We start from the raw sequence: 16,446 nt of genomic DNA, 5'->3' as shown, positions 1-16,446 counted from the left end.
GCTCCCCGGGGCGGCGTCGACAACGCAGGCTGGTGCATGGGTTGTCGACGCCCACAGCCCGTTTCGCGTCGACAAGCCGTGCTTGTGCCTGGGTTCTCGACGGCGACGGCCCACCCCGGCCCACGAACAGAGCGCCCCTAGCGCCCCGACACCCAGGCGCGTTCCCAGCGGGTCAGGTCGTCGAAGAACTGCGCCCGCGCCGCGGGCTGGGAGATGGTCAGGTCGTGCATGCCACCCGGGATGCGCACGAGGGTCAAGCTCCGCCCCAGCCGAGTGGCGGCCGCGCCGATGCGCTCGACGTCGAGCACGGTGTCGGCCGTGCGGGCGGAATCGGCGAAGCGACGGAGCCAGACGGTCCGGTCGCTGGTCGCGACGAACACCGGGCACTCCAGGCCCAGGCCGGCCGCCACGCGGGCGTGCCCGGCCAGGATCGCCCGCAGCCAGCCCAGCCGCAGCGGACGCGGGCCGTCCGACTTCAGCGTCAGGTCCCAGTTCCACTCCCCGCCGTGGTCGGCGTGGGCGGCGCGGGCGTAGATGCGCTCCTCGTTGTCCTTGATCGGGATCGCCGTGGTGCCCCGTCGGCCGCTGAACTGCTGCAGCAACGGCCGCGCGAGGGCCGCCAACGCCGGCGGGCCGTGCATCTCCAGCCACGGCGAGTTGAGCACCAGCCCGTCCACCACCCCGGGCCGCCCGGACGCCCACAGGCTGATCGTCAGCCCCCCGGTGGAGTGCCCCATGCCGACGATGCGGTCGTGGTCGTGGCGGATCACCGCGACGGCGGCGTCCAGCTCCGCCTCGTAGTGGCTGAGGTCGGCGACGTAGCCCCACAACTGGCCGTCGCGGTGACTGCGCCCGTAGCGGCGCAGGTCCACGGCGTGGAACGCATACCCCAGGCCCTCGACCACCTCGGCGAGGTGGGTCTGGAAGAAGTAGTCGTTCCACCCGTGCACGTACAGCCACGCGGGGCGTCCATCCCGCAACGCGGGATCGGCCCGTCGCACCAGGGTGCCCACCAAGGCGTCCTCGGGCTCACCGATCTCCGGCTCGGCGTCCAACGGCAGGTCGAGGCACTCGAAGCCGGCCAGCGCCGCGTCCGGACGCCAGCCCGCGCCCTGCCGCCCGGCCTCAGCCGTCGACGGTGGGGGCGGGGTGGGTTCAGGAGGCTCCACGCGCGACGGGACGATACGGCTCGTCGTCGGGATCCCCGTCGTCGGCGTCGGGGTCGTCGTCGAAGTCGTCCGACTCCTCAAGCGCCGCCCACGGGGCGTGCGTCCCATCGCGGAGCTCACGCTCCAGGGAACTGAAGTCAGTGTCGACGGTACGGTATTTCAGATCGCGAGCGACCTTGGTCTGCTTCGCCTTTGCACGGCCGCGCCCCATCTGGGTCGACCCCCTTAGCGTTCTGGCGGTCTAGCCGCGTGAGTCATCTGTCGTGACGCAGATGTTACCCGACTCCACCACCGCGACAAAGCACGATCGTGCCCGCTGGACATCCGCGTCGCGTCCACCCCTGCGGACGCGCCCGCTCACCCCGTGGGACGGAGCCGGACGAGACCCGCCGGACGCGCGCCCGCGTCAGGCCGACGCGTGCTCGCCCACGAGCCGGACGCCGGCCGGCCCGTCCGCTGCGGCCACCTCGCCGAGCACCCAGGCGTCCAGGCCCCGCTCCCCCGCGACGCGCACCAGGGTGTCCGCCGCGTCCGCCGGCGCCACGAGCGCCATGCCGACGCCCATGTTCAACGTCGCCTCGATGTCGGGCTGCGACACCGCGCCCACCTGTTGCACCAGGCCGAAGACGGGCGGGGGCGTCCAGCTCGAACGATCCAGGGTGGCCGCCACCTTGTCGGGCAGCACGCGCGCCAAGTTGTTGGCCAACCCGCCGCCGGTGATGTGGCTGATCGCGTGCACCTCCGCGGCGTCGATGAGGGCGAGGATGTCGCGGGCGTACACGCGGGTGGGGGTCAGCAGTTCCTCGCCGAGCGTCTTGCCCAGCTCGTCGACGTGGCGCTCCAGCGACCAGCCGGCCTTGGTCAGCAGCACGTGGCGCACCAGGCTGTAGCCGTTGCTGTGCAACCCCGAGGACGCGAGCGCCACCACCACGTCGCCCGGCCGGACGCGCTCGGGGCCGAGGATGCGATCGAACTCGACGACGCCGGTGGTGGCGCCGGCCATGTCGTACTCGTCGGCGTCCAGCAGCCCCGGGTGCTCGGCGGTCTCGCCGCCGAGCAGGGCCGCACCGGCGACCTCGCAGGCTGCGGCGATGCCGGACACGATCGCCGCGATCCGCTCGGGCACGACCTTGCCGCACGCGATGTAGTCGGTGACGAACAGGGGCTCGGCGCCGACGACGACGAGGTCGTCCACCAGCATGCCGATGAGGTCGAACCCGACCGTGTCGTGCTTGTCGAGGGCTTGGGCGATGGCGACCTTGGTGCCCACCCCGTCGGTGGATGTGGCCAGCACCGGGTGGTCGTAGCCCCGAAGCGCCGAGGCGTCGAAGAACCCGGCGAAGCCACCGAGCCCGCCGAGCACCTCGGGCCGGTGCGTGCGGCGCACGTGGGCCTTCATCAGCTCGACGGCGCGGTCGCCGGCCTCGATGTCGACGCCCGCCCGGGCGTAGGCGGACTCACTCATCGATGACCTCCAGGTTGAGCCGCATCTCCTCGGCGACGCCGGTGGGAACGGGAATCGGGTAGATGCCGTCGAAGCACGCCCGGCACAGCCGCTTCTTCGACAGCCCGGTCGAGGCGACGAGGCCCTCCAGGCTGATGTAGGCCAGCGAGTCCGCGCCGATGGAGCGGCAGATCTCATCGACGCTCATGCCGGGCGCGATGAGCTCGGCGCGGGTGGCGAAGTCGATGCCGTAGAAACACGGCCATTCCACGGGCGGCGAGCTGATGCGCACGTGCACCTCCGCGGCCCCGGCCTCGCGCAGCATCTTCACCAGCGCCCGCTGGGTGTTGCCGCGCACGATGGAGTCGTCGACCACGACGAGGCGCCGCCCCTCGATCACGTCGCGGATCGGGTTGAGCTTGAGCCGGATGCCGAGCTGGCGGATCGTCTGGGACGGCTGGATGAACGTGCGCCCCACATACGCGTTCTTCACCAGCCCGACGCCGTACGGAATCCCGGACGCCTCCGCGTACCCCACCGCGCTCGGGATGCCGGACTCGGGGGTGGGGATCACCACGTCGGCGTCCACCGGGGCCTCCATGGCCAGCGTCCGGCCGATCTCGACGCGCACGGCGTGGACGCGGCGGTCGGCGATCAGCGTGTCGGGCCGCGCCAGGTAGACGTACTCGAAGATGCAGCCCTTGGGCCGCGCCTCGGCGAAGCGGGCGCTGCGCAGGCCGCCGGAGTCGACGCAGATCAGCTCGCCGGGCTCGACCTCGCGGATGTAGGTGGCGCCCACGATGTCGAGCGCCGCGGTCTCGGACGCGACGACCCAGCCGCGCTCGAGGCGTCCGAGCACCAGGGGCCGGACGCCCTGGGGGTCGCGCGCGGCGTAGAGGGCGTGGGAATCCATGAACGTGAAGCAGAACGCACCCTGCAACCGGGGCAGCACCTGCAACGCGGCGTCCCACGTGGAGGTCTCGAAACTCGCCAGCAGCGCCGTGACGAGCCACGTGTCGTTGGTGGAGTCCATCGAGTCCTTGATGGTCACCTTCGCGTTCGGTTCGCGTTCGTGCAGCCAGGCCAGCAGGGCGTCGGTGTTCGTGAGGTTGCCGTTGTGGCCGAGCGCCAGGCCGCCGTTGACGGTGGCGCGGTAGGTGGGCTGGGCGTTCTTCCAGACCGACGCCCCTGTCGTGGAGTAGCGATCGTGCCCGATGGCCAGGTGCCCCACCAGGGAATTCAGCGTCGGCTCGTCGAACACCTGGGAGACGAGCCCCATGTCCTTGAACACCATGATGCGCTCGCCGTTGCTCACGGCCATGCCGGAGGACTCCTGCCCGCGGTGCTGCAGGGCGTACATGCCGTAGTAGGTGAGCTTCGCGACCTCCTCGCCGGGGGCCCAGACGCCGAAGACGCCACACTCCTCGTTCGGCTTGGGATCGTCCAGCGGGTCTCGCCCGGTCGGTGCGCCGCAGGTCACGCGGTGAGTCTACCCACGCCGGACGCCGCCGCTCACCTTCACCCGGGGCGGTTGCCGGGGCTCAGGCCATCGCGTCGCGGATCGGGGCCTCCCAGCAGGCGCGGACGTCGTCGAGCGACAAGCTGAACTGGCCGAGCACCTCGATCTCGCCGGTGTCGACCACCTCACCGATGCGCTCCAGCGGCACGCCGTGCTCGGCGCACAGGGCCTCGAACGCCGCGTACTGGGCCCCCGCGAGCGACACGACCGCGCGGGCCGGCGTCTCGGAGAACAGCGCGACGGTGGGGTCGCCGTCCGGCAGCGTCAGCGACACGCCCAGCCCGTGGCGCAGGGACGCCTCCACCAAGGCCTGGGCGAGCCCGCCGTCGGCGAGGTCGTGCGCGGAGGTCAGCAGCCCGTCGCGGGCCGCCGCCACCAGCACGCGGGCGAGCGCCTGCTCGGCCGCGAGGTCCGGCGTCGGGGGCATCCCACCGAGGTGGTCGTGGATCGCCTCGGCCCACGAGCTGCCCGAGAGCTCCTCGCGCGTCGTGCCGAGCAGCACGACGGCGTCCCCGGGGTACGCGAAGCCCTGCGGCGTCCGCCGGGCCACGTCGTCGATGATGCCGAGCATGCCCACCACCGGGGTGGGCAGGATGTTCACGCCGTCGGTCTGGTTGTAGAAGCTGACGTTGCCGCCGGTGACCGGGGTGCCCAGCTCGCGGCAGCCGTCCACCAGCCCCAGGATCGCCTCGCGGAACTGCCACATCACGTCGGGATCCTCCGGCGAGCCGAAGTTGAGGCAGTCGGTGATCGCGACCGGTTCGGCGCCGGACGCCGCCACGTTGCGGTAGCTCTCGGCCAGGGCGAGCTGCGCGCCGAGGTACGGGTTGAGCAGGCAGAAGCGGGCGTTGCAGTCGGTGGCGAGCGCGATGCCGAGCCCGGAGTTCTCGTCGATGCGCAGGACGCCGGCGTTCTCCGGCTGCGCGAGCACCGTGTTGCCGCGCACGTAGCGGTCGTACTGGTCGGTGATCCAGCTCTTGTCGGCCAGGTTGGGCGAGCCGGCGAGGGTGAGCACCTGCTCGCCCAGCTCGCGGCCGGACGCCGCGCGCGGCAGGTCCTCGGCGCGGTCGGCGTTGAGGGCGTCGATCCAGTCCGGGCGGTTCCACGGCCGCTCGTACACCGGGCCCTCGTGGGCGACGGTGCGCGGGTCGACGTCCACCACGCGCTCGCCGTGGTAGTCGATGATCAGGCGGTCGCCCTCGATGACCTCGCCGACGACGGTGGCCAGCACGTCCCACTTGGCGCAGATCGCGAGGAACTGCTCGACGTCGTCCGGCGTCACCACCGCCATCATCCGCTCTTGGCTCTCGCTCATGAGGATCTCCTCGGGCGAGAGCGTCGGGTCGCGCAGCACGACCTCGTCCAGGTTGACGTACATGCCGCCGTCGCCGGCGGACGCGAGCTCGGACGTGGCGCAGCTGATGCCGGCCGCGCCGAAATCCTGGATGCCCTGGATGACGCCGGCCGCGAACAGCTCCAGGGTGCACTCGATGAGCAGCTTCTCCATGAAGGGGTCGCCCACCTGGACGCTGGGGCGCTTGGCGGGGCCGTCGGCGTCGAAGGTCTCCGAGGCCAGGATGGACGCCCCGCCGATGCCGTCGCCGCCCGTCGCGGCGCCGTACATGATCACCTGGTTGCCGACGCCGCGGGCCTGGGCACGCTTGAGGTCGTCGTGCTTGAGGACGCCGACGCACAGGGCGTTGACGAGCGGGTTGCCGAGGTAGGTGCGGTCGAACACCACCTCGCCGCCGATGTTGGGCAGGCCGAGGCAGTTGCCGTAGCCGCCGACGCCGGCGACCACGCCGGGCAGGACGCGAGCGGTGTCGGGGGCGTCCAGCGGGCCGAAGCGCAGCGGATCCATGACGCCGATCGGTCGGGCGCCCATGGCGAGGATGTCGCGGACGATGCCGCCGACGCCGGTCGCCGCCCCCTGGTGGGGCTCGACGTAGCTGGGGTGGTTGTGGGACTCGATCTTGAACGTCACGGCCCAGTCGCCGCCGATGTCGACGACCCCCGCCTGCTCACCGATGCCGGCCAGGAGGGGGCCTCGGGGCGTCTCGGAGCCGACCTCGGCGAAGCGTGCGAGGTGCACCTTGGAGGACTTGTACGAGCAGTGCTCCGACCACATCACCGAGTACATGGCCAGCTCGCAGCCCGTCGGCCGGCGGCCGAGGATTTCGCGGATGCGGTCGTACTCCTCGGCGCGGAGCCCGAGCGCGGCCCAGGGCTGCTCGGCATCGGGGGTGGCAAAGGCGTTTCCAACGGTGTCGACCACGCCCCCAAGATAGCGTGCGCGCACTGCGGCCGACGCCCCCCGCCGATAGGCTGGGACGCACCATCCACACGACCCATCGGAGGGACGCATGGTCGCTCACCTCGTGGCCGACGCAGGCCAGAGTTCCACCCGCTACCGGTACGTGTCGGACGCCGGCGCGGCCGAGGCCAAGGGGCCCGGTGTGGTCACGGACATGCCCCTGCTGCGTCAACTGGGGGCGGGGATCGAAGCGGTGTTGGACGCCCACCCCGACTGGCACCCCCACACGGTGGCGCTGGGCTCGAGCGGCAACGAGGACGGGGACGCGGGCGTCCTGCTGCGGCGGCTGGCCGGCCGCGGCGTGGCGAAGGTGATCCTGTGCCACGACTCGGTGACGAGCTACCTCGGCGCGCTGGGGTCGGACACGGGCTGCGTCATCGCGGCCGGCACGGGCACGATCTGCTTCGCGGTGGGGCCGGAGTCCGTCGCGCGGGTGGACGGCTGGGGCTACCTGATGGGCGACGCCGGCTCGGCGTACTGGATCGGGCGCACCGGGCTGGAGGCCGCGCTGCGCGGCTTCGACGGCCGCCGGCAGATGACGGCGCTGACCGAGGCGATGGCCGAGGAGTACCCCAACCTCGAGCGGGCGTACCTGGATCTGCAGACCGACGTGAACCGCGTGCAGCGCGTGGCCTCCTTCGCGGCCAAGGTGGACGCCCTCGCCGCCAGCGACCGCGTGGCCGGCAACATCCTCGACAAGGCGGCCGCGCACCTGTCCGAGGCCGTGCAGGCGGCGATCAGGCGGGTCGAGCTGCAGGGCACGCCGGCCCCCCGGGTCGCGGCGATCGGCGGGGTGTTCGACAGCCACCGCGTCGTGAACCGCTTCACCGACTACCTCAGCCTGCAATGGCCCAACTTCGCGCTCACCGAGCCGCAGGGCCAGGGGATCGACGGTGCCCAGCGCCTGGTGGACCTTCCCGACGACCACCCCCTGCACGCGAAGCTCTCCGTCGCCCACGCCTGACCTGCTGCCCTGAGATGGCGGCTGCCGTGTGATGGCATTTGGACCCGAGGACATGGCGCCATGGCGCCATTTCCCCGGGTCCAAATGCCCGCCGATGACCAACCCCCCGCCCGGGGGGCGCCTAGGGTTGAGGCATGCCCATCACCGTGAAGGCCCTCCAGAAGACCAGCGCCGACGCCCCGTTCGAGGTGCGCACCATCGAGCGCCGCGACCCCCGCCCCGACGACGTCGTCATCGCCATCAAGGCGGCCGGCATCTGCCACTCCGACATCCACACGATTCGCGAGGAGTGGGGCCCGGTGACCTACCCGCTGGCCGTCGGCCACGAGATCGCCGGGGTGGTCGAGGCGGTCGGTGATGCCGTGACCCGCGTCAGCGTCGGCGACCGCGTCGGCGTCGGCTGTCTCGTAAACTCCTGCGGCGAGTGCGAGGAGTGCCGCAACGACCAGGAGCAGTCGTGCCTCAAGGGCAACGTCGGCACGTACGCGTCCACCGACGTCGACGGCACCACCACCCAGGGCGGTTACAGCGAGAAGGTCGTCGTCAACGAGCGGTTCGTGCTGCGCCTGCCGGACGCCCTCGACTTCGACGAGGCCGCTCCCCTGTTGTGCGCCGGCATCACCACCTACTCCCCGCTGGCCACGTGGAACGTGCAGGAGGGGCAGAAGGTCGCGGTGCTCGGCCTCGGCGGCCTGGGCCACATGGGCGTCCAGATCGCCGCCGCTCGCGGCGCGGACGTCACCGTGCTGTCCCGCTCGTTGAAGAAGGAGGACCTGGCCAAGGAGCTGGGGGCGTCCCGCACCCTGTCGACCACGGAGGACGGCTTCTTCGACGACCACGCCGGGGAATTCGACCTGATCCTCAACACCGTCAGCGCCGACATCGACCTCAACGCCTACCTGCGCCTGCTCAAGCCGCGCGGCGTCATGGCGTGCGTGGGCGCGCCGCCCACCCCGATGCCGCTCGGCATCTTCTCCCTCATCGGCGGGCGCAAGGTGCTCACCGGCTCCGACATCGGGGGCATCGCCCAGACCCAGGAGATGCTGGACTTCTGCGCCGAGCACGGCTTCGGTGCCCGCATCGAAAAGATCGGGGTGGACGAGGTGGACGCCGCCTACGAGCGCGTGGTGGACGGCGACGTCCTGTTCCGCTTCGTGATCGACACCGCGACCTTCGCCGACGCCGAGCCCGTCAACTGACGCGTCCCGACTGGCCACCAGGGGGCAACCCGCCCCCAGCGGGCATTTGGACCCGAGGGAATGGCGCCATGGCGCCATTCCCTCGGGTCCAAATGCCAACAGTGCCAAGCAGGGCCAATCAGCGCCAAGCAGTGCCAATCAGAGCCCACGGAGGCCAACCGCCACCCAACCACCCACCAACGCGGTAGCGGCCCAGAGGTCAGACGCGGGCGAGGAACGCCTCGACGGAGCGGAAGAACCCCTGGCCGTCCAGGGACGGGCCCGTGAGCTCTTCGACGTTGTGCTCCGGGTGCGGCATGAGGCCCACCACGTTGCCCCGCGGGTTCGTGATGCCCGCGATGTCGTTGCGCGACCCGTTCGGGTTGCCCCCGACGTAGCGGAACGCCACCAGACCCTCGCCCTCCAGGCGGGCCAGCGTCTCGTCGTCGGCCATGTAGGAGCCCTCACCGTTCTTCAGCACGATGGTGATCTCCTGGCCGGCGGTGAAATCGTTCGTCCACGCCGTCGTGTCGTTCTCCACGCGCAGCTTCTGGTCGCGGCACACGAACGTCAGCCGATCGTTTCGCACCAGGGCGCCCGGCAGCAGGTGCGACTCACACAGCACCTGGAACCCGTTGCAGATGCCCAGCACCGGCATCCCCCGGCCCGCCGCGGCAACCACCTCGGCCATGATCGGGCTGAACCGCGCGATCGCGCCGCAGCGCAAGTAGTCCCCGTAGGAGAACCCACCGGGCAGGATCACGGCGTCCACGCCCCCCAGGTCCGCAGCGTCGTGCCACAGCGCCACCGGCTCGGCCCCGCACAGCTCGACGGCGCGGCGGGCGTCCTGGTCGTCCAGCGACCCCGGGAACGTGACGACCCCGATCCGGGTCACCGCTCCTCCACCCGCACGTCGTAGCTCTCGATGACGGTGTTCGCGAACAGCTTCTCGGCGGCGTCGCGGACCTGCGCGAGCACGTCCTCGGTGACCTCGCCGTCCACCTCGACCTCGAACCGCTTGCCCTGCCGCACCGTCAACCCGGTGAACCCCAGCCGCCCGAGTGCGCCGGTCACCGCCTTGCCCTGCGGGTCCAGAATCTCGGGCTTGGGCATCACGTCCACGACCACTCGCGCCATGCCGGTCATGCTATCGGACGCCGCCGGCGCGGCCCGCTGCGGCCCAGCGTCCGGCTCGGCCAGGTCGGACGCCGACCGGGCACCCCCGACCAGCAGGTCCGCACCCGAGGCGGACGCCACCAGCTCGACCCACTCGTTCGCCGGCAACGCGCGCCGGGGCGGCGCGGGCTCGTCGTCCTTCTCGGCGGCAGCGGCGTCCACCCCCGCACCGGCAGCCCCGGGCGCGAACGGCGCCCCCGTCAGCCGCTCGTAGGCCTCGACGTAGCGCGCCCGGGTGGCGGCGATGACGTCGTCGGGCAGCGCGGGCGGCGCGGCGTCGCCGGACCGGTCCCAGCCGGAGTCGCGGGTCAGCCAGTCGCGGACGAACTGCTTGTCGAAGCTCGGCAGGGCCTCGCCCGGACGCCAGCCGTCGGCGTCCCAGAAGCGGGAGGAGTCGGGCGTGAGCACCTCGTCGGCGAGCACCAACGTGCCGTCGGGGCGGCGTCCGAACTCGAACTTGGTGTCGGCGAGGATGATGCCGCGCTCCCGGGCGATCTCCTCCGCGCGCCGATAGAGATCGAGGGTGGCCGAACGCAGCGCTGCGGCCAGCTCCTCGCCGTGCTGGGCGACCACCTGCTCGTAGGTGATGTTCTCGTCGTGTTCGCCGAGGTCGGCCTTCGCCGCCGGCGTGAAGATCGGCTCGGGCAGCCGCGAGCCGTCCACGAGCCCGGCCGGCAGCGGCACCCCGCACACCGTGCCGGAGGCCTGGTACTCCGCCCAGCCGGAGCCGGTCAGGTAGCCGCGGGCCACGCACTCCACCGGCACCATGGCCAGCTTCTCGACGACCAGCGCCCGGCCGGCGACGGCGTCCGGCACCTCGGTCGACACCACGTGGTTCTCGACGCCGAGCTGCTCGAACCACCACAGCGAGAGCTGCGTGAGCACGGCGCCCTTGTCGGGGATCGGGGTGTCGAGCACGAAGTCGTAGGCGCTGATGGTGTCGGTGGCGACCATCAGCAGCCGGTCGTCCGGCCACGCGTACAGGCGGCGGACCTTTCCGGCATGGACGAGGGGCAGGTCGAGGCCGAAATCGCTCACCGGCCGATCCTAACCGCCGCACCCCGCCGCAATCTGCCGCCGAGGCGAAACCTTTCCGTCCAAGCCCGCGTCTGACACGGTGTACGCCAACCGAGGAGGTGGCCATGACCGGGCCGGGACTGGACGAGGAGTTCACCGCGTTCGTCCGCGACGCGTCCCCCGCGCTCGGACGCACCGCCTGGCTGCTGTGCGGCGACCGCGACCTGGCCGCCGACCTCGTCCAGGCCACCCTCGTCAAGACCTTCCGGGCCTGGCGGCGCATCGCCCCCGAGGCGCGCCTGGCCTACGCCCGCCGCGTCCTCGCCCACGAGAACATCGACCGGTGGCGGCGCCGCCACGGCGAGGTGGCCGTGGCCGAGGTGTTTGACCGGCCGGACGCCGCGCCCACCCCGGACGCCCTCGTGGCCGAGCGCGACCGCGTCACCCGGATGCTCGCCGCGCTGCCCGACACGCAGCGCCGCGTGGTGGTGCTGCGCTACTACGACGACCTCTCCGAGCGGCAGGTCGCCGAGACGCTCGGCCTCAGCGTGGCCGCCGTCAAGTCCGCGACCCACCGGGCCCTCACCGCCCTGCGTACGCACGAAAGCCCCGAAGGAGTCTCGGCATGACGAATTTCGAGAACCAGCTGCGCGACGACCTGCACGCCGCTGCCGACGGCGTCGAGATCCACGTCGACCCGGACGCCGTCGCCGCCGCCCACGCCCGGGCGGCCCGCAGGTCGGCGATCGGGTGGGGCGCGCTGGCGGCCCTGGTCGCGGCGGTCGTCGTCGGGTGGGTGGCGACGGCCTGGAACCCGCCGACGGACCGCGCCGTTCCCGACCCGCTGCAGACCCCCGTCGACACGGCCTCCCCCGCCCCGTCGCCCACGCCGAGCACCCCGACGCCAGCGACGACCTCCGCTCCCACGGCGACACCGGGGGCGGACGCCACCACCCCGGCTCTCGTCTACGCGGTGGTGGACACCGAGATCGGGCCCCGCCTCGTCCGGGAGACCCGCTGGGTCCCCGCCGCAACCCCGGCCCGGGGGGCCCTGGAGGCCATGCTCGCCGGCCCGCTCGACCCCGATCACCACTCCGCCTGGCCGCGCAACACCCGCGTGCTCGGCATCGCCGACCACGGCGACGAGATCACCGTGGACCTCTCGGCCGAGGCGTTGCGCGCCGACGTCGGTGCCGAGGCCGAGTCGTTGATGGTGCAGCAGCTCGTCTGGACGGTCACCGAGGCGCTCAACCCGGACGCCCGCGTCCTGCTCCGCGTTGACGGGGCGGTGCCGAGCTGGGGCCACCAGGAGTGGTCTGAGCCCGTGGCCCGGGCGGACGCCGACGCCGTCCGCCTGTTCGTGGGCATCGACACCCCCAGCGAGGGGGACGCGGTGGACTCCCCGGTGACCGTGCGGGGCGAGGCCTGGGTATTCGAGGCCAACCTCCTCTACACGGTCACGGACGCCGCCGGCGCCGTGGTGGCCGACGGGTACGCGACCACGCAGGATGGCACGACCTTCGCGCCCTATGCCTTCGACCTCGACCTGACACCGGGCACCTACACGGTGACGGTGCGCGAGGACGACGCGAGCGACGGCGAAGGGCGCGCCCCGTTCAGCGAGAGCCGCACGTTCCGCGTCCGCTGATCTGGCGCGACCGGCCGGAGACAGGGGCGGAGAGAGGGGGGCTGACGGCCTCCGACTAGGCTGGATGCATGAGACCCCGCACCCTCGCCTCCCTGACCGGCGTGTTCGCGTGGGGCCTCGCCGCGTGCGCAGGCCCCACCACCACGCCCGATCCCACCACCGCCCCCGAGGCCACGACGCCCGCAACCACCCCCGCGACGAGTCCGGCCACACCCGCCCCCACCACCGCCGACGGCGCCGAGATGCCCCTCGGCCCCGACGGCCGGCCGTTCACCGTCGCCGAGGTGGCCACCTTCGACACCCCGTGGGCCATGGCGTTCCTGCCCGGGACGCAGACGGCCCTGGTCACCGAGCGGGAGGGCGTCCTGCACCTGGTCGACACAGCGTCCGGGGAAGCGACCGAGGTCGAGGGCATCCCGGACGTCGTGGCGTCCGGCCAGGGTGGGTTGGGCGACGTCCTGCCCGGCCCGACCTTCGAGCAGGACGGCACCGTCTACCTCTCCTGGGTGGAGAGCGGCAGCGGCGGCACCGGCGCGGTCGTCGGCCGCGCGGAGCTCATCACCGGTGACGCCCCGCGGCTCGAAGGCCTGGCCGTGATCTGGGAGCAGACGCCCAAGGTGTCGGGCAACGGCCACTTTTCCCACCGGCTCGCGTTCTCCCCCGACGGGCAGCACCTGTTCGTCAGCTCAGGCGACCGCCAGGAGATGACGCCGGCGCAGGATCCCGCGAGCATGCTCGGCACGATCATGCGGATGAACACGGACGGCTCGGACGCCCAGATCTGGACCAACGGCCACCGCAACCCGCTCGGCCTCGCGTTCGACGCCGACGGCAACCTGTGGAGCTCCGAGATGGGCCCGCAGGGCGGCGACGAGCTGAACCTGATCGTCGAGGGGGCCAACTACGGCTGGCCCGAGGCGTCCATGGGCGTCCACTACAACGGCACCGACATTCCCGACCACACCGACGGCGACGGCTTCGAGGCGCCTGTGGCGTACTGGGTGCCCGCGATGTCGCCCGGCTCGCTGATGATCTACACCGATGACGCTTTCAGCGGCTGGACCGGCGACGCCTTCCTCGGCGGCCTCTCGGGGCAGAACCTCGTCCGCGTCGACCTCGACGGCACCACCGGTGACATCGCCGACACGTGGGACATGGGTCAGCGCATCCGCGAGGTCGAGCAGGGCCCGGACGGTTCGGTCTGGCTGCTCGAGGACGCCCCCGGCGGCCGCCTGCTGCACCTCACGCCCGTCAGCTGAGTGACCCCGTGGCCGGGGGTGGGGCCGCTCAGCCCTCGGTGACGGCCACGGTGCCGTGGGCGCCGCGTTCGGCGTCCACCATCACGTGGCTGACGACGGAGTAGTGACCGGCTTCCGGGAACGTCAGTTCCACGAACCCGCCCTGGGCGGGCTGCAACGCCAGCACCTGGGCGCCGCCGTCGGTGGCACCGAACGCGCCGACGCCCTCGCGCAGGGTGTAGGTGCCCTCGGTCCACACCGTGTCGAACTGGCCGCCGACGATGTGGAACGCGCTGGCGCGGTTGGGGCCGGCGTCCAACACCCAGAAGCGGACGCGCTCCCCCACCCGCGCCTCGAACGGGGCCAGGTCGTACTGGTTGGCGACCCCGTTGAACACCACCCGGTCGGGCCGCTCGGCGACGACCTTGTCGGCGTCCAGCTCGCGGGCGTCCTGCGGCGAGGTCGCGGCGTTGGCGAGGAACACCTCGGACTGCACCAGCGCGTAGGTCCGGTCGACCGCGGGCAGCCCCTCCGGCTCGATCACGACGGCCCCGTGCATGCCGGCCGCGATGTGGCTGCTCATAGGCGCCGTGGAGCAGTGATACATCCACATGCCCGCCCGCTCGGCGGTGAAGCGGTAGACGAGCGTCTCGCCCACGCCGATGGTGCGCATGGGCTCGTCCGGCGCCAGCGCGCCGGCGTGGAAATCGATCGAGTGCCCGATGGTGCCGTCGTTGACGAGCGTCACCTCGAACACGTCGCCGACGCGGCCATGGAGCGTGGGCCCCACCGACCCGCCGTTGAACGTCCAGCGCGTCTGCCACAGCCCGGGCGCGACCTCCAACGGCACCTCGGTGACCGTCAACGTCACGCGGCGCACGGTGACATCATCCAGCGGCGGCAACACCGGGTCGACGACCGTGCCCAGCTCGTCGGACGGGTTCGGCCCGATCACGGCACCGCTCGCGGCCGCCGCGGCACCCGGGGCCGCGTGCGCCCCGTGGGCCGGCCCGCCCTCGGCGACGACGTCGAGCACCATGCCCATCTGCCGGTGCCCGGCCACGGTGCAGTAGCCCTGCACGGATTCAGTGATGACGCCGGCGTCGAGCTCGACGGTCTCGCCGGGCGCGAGGCGCGGCGTCCGGGAGGTGCCGATGAGAAGGTCGTGCGCCATGGCCTGATCGCCGTTGGTGAGCACGACGACGAGGCGGTTGCCGGCGGGCACGGTGATGGTGCTCGGCTCGAAGCGCATGTCGACGGCGGTGACCTCGACGCGGGTGGTCTCGCCCGTCTCGGCGGTGGCGGACGCGGCCGCTCCCCCCAGGCGCAGACCGGCGGCGGCCGGATCGGCCGCGACGCCCGCCCCGTACGCGAGCGCCAGGACAGCGAGCCCGGCGACCAACTGCCGCACGCTCCAGGGGCGCCGCGGCGTCGGCTCCGGGAGCGGGTCGCCGGTCATGACGGCGCGGCGGGCGCGTCCGGACGCCTTCGCCCCGCCCAGCAGCAGCGGGATGAACGCGGCCAGCGCGACGAGCACCGCCGAGGAGATCGCGACCTTCACCCACGAGGGCGCGGGCAGCAGAAACAGCACCAGCCCGCCGTTGATGACGACGAGACGGACGCCGGCCCACCGGTTGAACCACGCCTGGCCGGCGCGCACCACCGACGGGCCCCCGCCCATCACCGATGGGATCAGGTAGCTCAGCGCCCCCGACAGCAGCTGGGCCGCGAAGCCGACGGCGACCACCCCGGCGACGGTGGGGACGGCGTCCGCGAGGGCGGCCCAGGACGGCGCGGTCGCGAGCAGCCCGGCGACCCAGATAAGCGCGACGCCGCCCCACACCAGCGCGGCCAACACGGACGCCGGCGCGAACTCGCGCAAGCCGTGGGCGCGCAGCGGCCGGGCCAGGGCGCGGCCCCACCACAACAGCCCGACGCCGTACAGCGCGACGCCCACGAGCGCCACCGGACGCCAGCCCACCAGGGCACCCGAGGTGACGATCGCGATGCCGACGAGCTGGGTGGGCAGCGCCTCGCGCGCCAGCAGCTCGGCGCGGTCGTCCATGCGGGCGCGCAGCATCGTGGGCCAGAACGTGACGAGGGTGCCGGTGACGGTCAGGCCGATCCAGCCGAGCAGGTTGACCGCCAGATGGGCGACGAGCAGGCGCCCGTGCCACACCTCGGGCAGCCCGAACGCGAGCGCCGCGCCGAAGCCGACCCCGATCGGCAGGCACGCCACGGCGGCCACGTAGGAGTGCGTCACGACGCGGAAGCGGCTGGGCAACGCGCGGCGCAGTACCGCGACGAGGTGGACGCCGTGCCACACCACCGCGGCGCTCACCAGCGTCGCGCCGACGACGACCAGCCACCACACCTGCGCCGGAACCCCGAGGAACACGGCCAGCGCGCCGGCGGCGAGCAGGGCGACCCGGACGTCCTGCCGGCGGCGACCGGCGGCGTCCGGGAGGGTGCGCAGCAGCGTGTGAGCGAAGTGCTCGCTCCACACCAGCGCGGAGTGGCTCAGCGCCCCGAGGAGAACGAGGTGCACCATGAGCCACGTCGAGGCCGGCACGAAGCGGTGCACGAGCGCCACCGCCACAGCGGCGAGCAGCCAGACGACCGCGACCTGGTCGCGCAGCCGCCGCGAGCGCGAGCGTCCGGGTGCGGTGGGGCGCGTGCTCTCGGCGGTGGGCAGACCGGTCACGAACCCTCCCTGGTGACGATGGTGGGTCGGTTCCCGCGTCCGGACGGGAACCGACCCGCGTCAATTATTACATAT

13 protein-coding genes are annotated in these 16,446 nt (G+C 72.5%); 5 read left to right on the top strand and 8 right to left on the bottom strand.

Annotated features, from left to right (window positions below; translation table 11 throughout):
* Positions 1-137: 137 nt before the first annotated feature.
* From IFY26_RS07190 to purL, 5 genes are all read right to left on the bottom strand, one after another.
* A complete protein-coding gene (locus IFY26_RS07190) occupies positions 138-1,169 on the bottom strand; it encodes an alpha/beta hydrolase (RefSeq protein ID WP_232548328.1) in 1,032 nt (343 codons plus the stop codon).
* Positions 1,156-1,380 (bottom strand): DUF3073 domain-containing protein, encoded by a 225-nt coding sequence (locus IFY26_RS07185; protein WP_232548327.1) that lies wholly within the window; start codon positions 1,378-1,380, stop codon positions 1,156-1,158. The genes IFY26_RS07190 and IFY26_RS07185 overlap by 14 nt, the downstream gene beginning before the upstream one ends.
* Before the next feature lie 195 nt (positions 1,381-1,575).
* Positions 1,576-2,634, bottom strand: coding sequence for a phosphoribosylformylglycinamidine cyclo-ligase (gene purM / locus IFY26_RS07180; RefSeq protein ID WP_232548326.1), 1,059 nt, complete (start codon positions 2,632-2,634; stop codon positions 1,576-1,578).
* Positions 2,627-4,093, bottom strand: coding sequence for an amidophosphoribosyltransferase (purF, locus tag IFY26_RS07175; protein ID WP_232548325.1), 1,467 nt, complete (start codon positions 4,091-4,093; stop codon positions 2,627-2,629). The genes purM and purF overlap by 8 nt, the downstream gene beginning before the upstream one ends.
* Positions 4,094-4,154: 61 nt before the next feature.
* Positions 4,155-6,407 carry a phosphoribosylformylglycinamidine synthase subunit PurL gene (gene purL / locus IFY26_RS07170; RefSeq protein ID WP_232548324.1) on the bottom strand — a complete coding sequence of 751 codons (2,253 nt, stop codon included), beginning with the start codon at positions 6,405-6,407 and terminating at the stop codon, positions 4,155-4,157.
* 88 nt (positions 6,408-6,495) lie between these two features.
* Between purL and IFY26_RS07165 the strand changes: the two genes are divergently transcribed.
* Entirely contained in the window at positions 6,496-7,410 is a 915-nt protein-coding gene (locus IFY26_RS07165) for an N-acetylglucosamine kinase (RefSeq protein WP_232548323.1), read from the top strand.
* 134 nt (positions 7,411-7,544) lie between these two features.
* Positions 7,545-8,609: an NAD(P)-dependent alcohol dehydrogenase gene (locus tag IFY26_RS07160; RefSeq protein WP_232548322.1), complete on the top strand. Its 1,065-nt coding sequence runs from the start codon at positions 7,545-7,547 to the stop codon at positions 8,607-8,609.
* Positions 8,610-8,808: 199 nt separating this feature from the next.
* On the opposite strand, the gene purQ is transcribed toward IFY26_RS07160, so the two are convergent.
* Positions 8,809-9,483 carry a phosphoribosylformylglycinamidine synthase subunit PurQ gene (purQ, locus tag IFY26_RS07155; RefSeq protein WP_232548321.1) on the bottom strand — a complete coding sequence of 225 codons (675 nt, stop codon included), beginning with the start codon at positions 9,481-9,483 and terminating at the stop codon, positions 8,809-8,811.
* A complete protein-coding gene (locus IFY26_RS07150) occupies positions 9,480-10,802 on the bottom strand; it encodes a phosphoribosylaminoimidazolesuccinocarboxamide synthase (RefSeq protein ID WP_232548320.1) in 1,323 nt (440 codons plus the stop codon). The genes purQ and IFY26_RS07150 overlap by 4 nt, the downstream gene beginning before the upstream one ends.
* Positions 10,803-10,906: 104 nt before the next feature.
* On the opposite strand from IFY26_RS07150, the gene IFY26_RS07145 reads away from it, so the two are divergent.
* From IFY26_RS07145 to IFY26_RS07135, 3 genes are all read left to right on the top strand, one after another.
* Positions 10,907-11,410 carry a SigE family RNA polymerase sigma factor gene (locus IFY26_RS07145; protein WP_232548319.1) on the top strand — a complete coding sequence of 168 codons (504 nt, stop codon included), beginning with the start codon at positions 10,907-10,909 and terminating at the stop codon, positions 11,408-11,410.
* Entirely contained in the window at positions 11,407-12,429 is a 1,023-nt protein-coding gene (locus IFY26_RS07140; protein WP_232548318.1) for a Gmad2 immunoglobulin-like domain-containing protein, read from the top strand. Before IFY26_RS07145 ends, IFY26_RS07140 begins: the two co-directional genes overlap by 4 nt.
* A gap of 68 nt (positions 12,430-12,497) precedes the next feature.
* Positions 12,498-13,688, top strand: coding sequence for a PQQ-dependent sugar dehydrogenase (locus tag IFY26_RS07135; RefSeq protein WP_232548317.1), 1,191 nt, complete (start codon positions 12,498-12,500; stop codon positions 13,686-13,688).
* A gap of 28 nt (positions 13,689-13,716) precedes the next feature.
* Here the strand turns inward: IFY26_RS07135 and IFY26_RS07130 are convergent, their stop codons facing one another.
* Complete coding sequence (locus tag IFY26_RS07130; protein WP_232548316.1) at positions 13,717-16,371, bottom strand: multicopper oxidase domain-containing protein; 2,655 nt, start codon at positions 16,369-16,371, stop codon at positions 13,717-13,719.
* Positions 16,372-16,446: the final 75 nt, after the last annotated feature.

The sequence above is a fragment of the Propioniciclava soli genome (assembly GCF_014858005.1).
GTDB classification, from domain to species: domain Bacteria; phylum Actinomycetota; class Actinomycetes; order Propionibacteriales; family Propionibacteriaceae; genus Propioniciclava; species Propioniciclava soli.
This window is presented reverse-complemented; position numbering and strand designations above follow the sequence as displayed.

What these genes read in the sequence shown, in the direction of transcription:
- IFY26_RS07185 (WP_232548327.1), bottom strand. Translation starts at nt 1,380, where the DNA reads ATGGGGCGCGGCCGTGCAAAGGCGAAGCAGACCAAGGTCGCTCGCGAT.
- IFY26_RS07165 (WP_232548323.1), top strand. Translation starts at nt 6,496, where the DNA reads ATGGTCGCTCACCTCGTGGCCGACGCAGGCCAGAGTTCCACCCGCTAC.
- IFY26_RS07145 (WP_232548319.1), top strand. Translation starts at nt 10,907, where the DNA reads ATGACCGGGCCGGGACTGGACGAGGAGTTCACCGCGTTCGTCCGCGAC.
- IFY26_RS07140 (WP_232548318.1), top strand. Translation starts at nt 11,407, where the DNA reads ATGACGAATTTCGAGAACCAGCTGCGCGACGACCTGCACGCCGCTGCC.
- IFY26_RS07160 (WP_232548322.1), top strand. Translation starts at nt 7,545, where the DNA reads ATGCCCATCACCGTGAAGGCCCTCCAGAAGACCAGCGCCGACGCCCCG.
- IFY26_RS07135 (WP_232548317.1), top strand. Translation starts at nt 12,498, where the DNA reads ATGAGACCCCGCACCCTCGCCTCCCTGACCGGCGTGTTCGCGTGGGGC.
- purM (WP_232548326.1), bottom strand. Translation starts at nt 2,634, where the DNA reads ATGAGTGAGTCCGCCTACGCCCGGGCGGGCGTCGACATCGAGGCCGGC.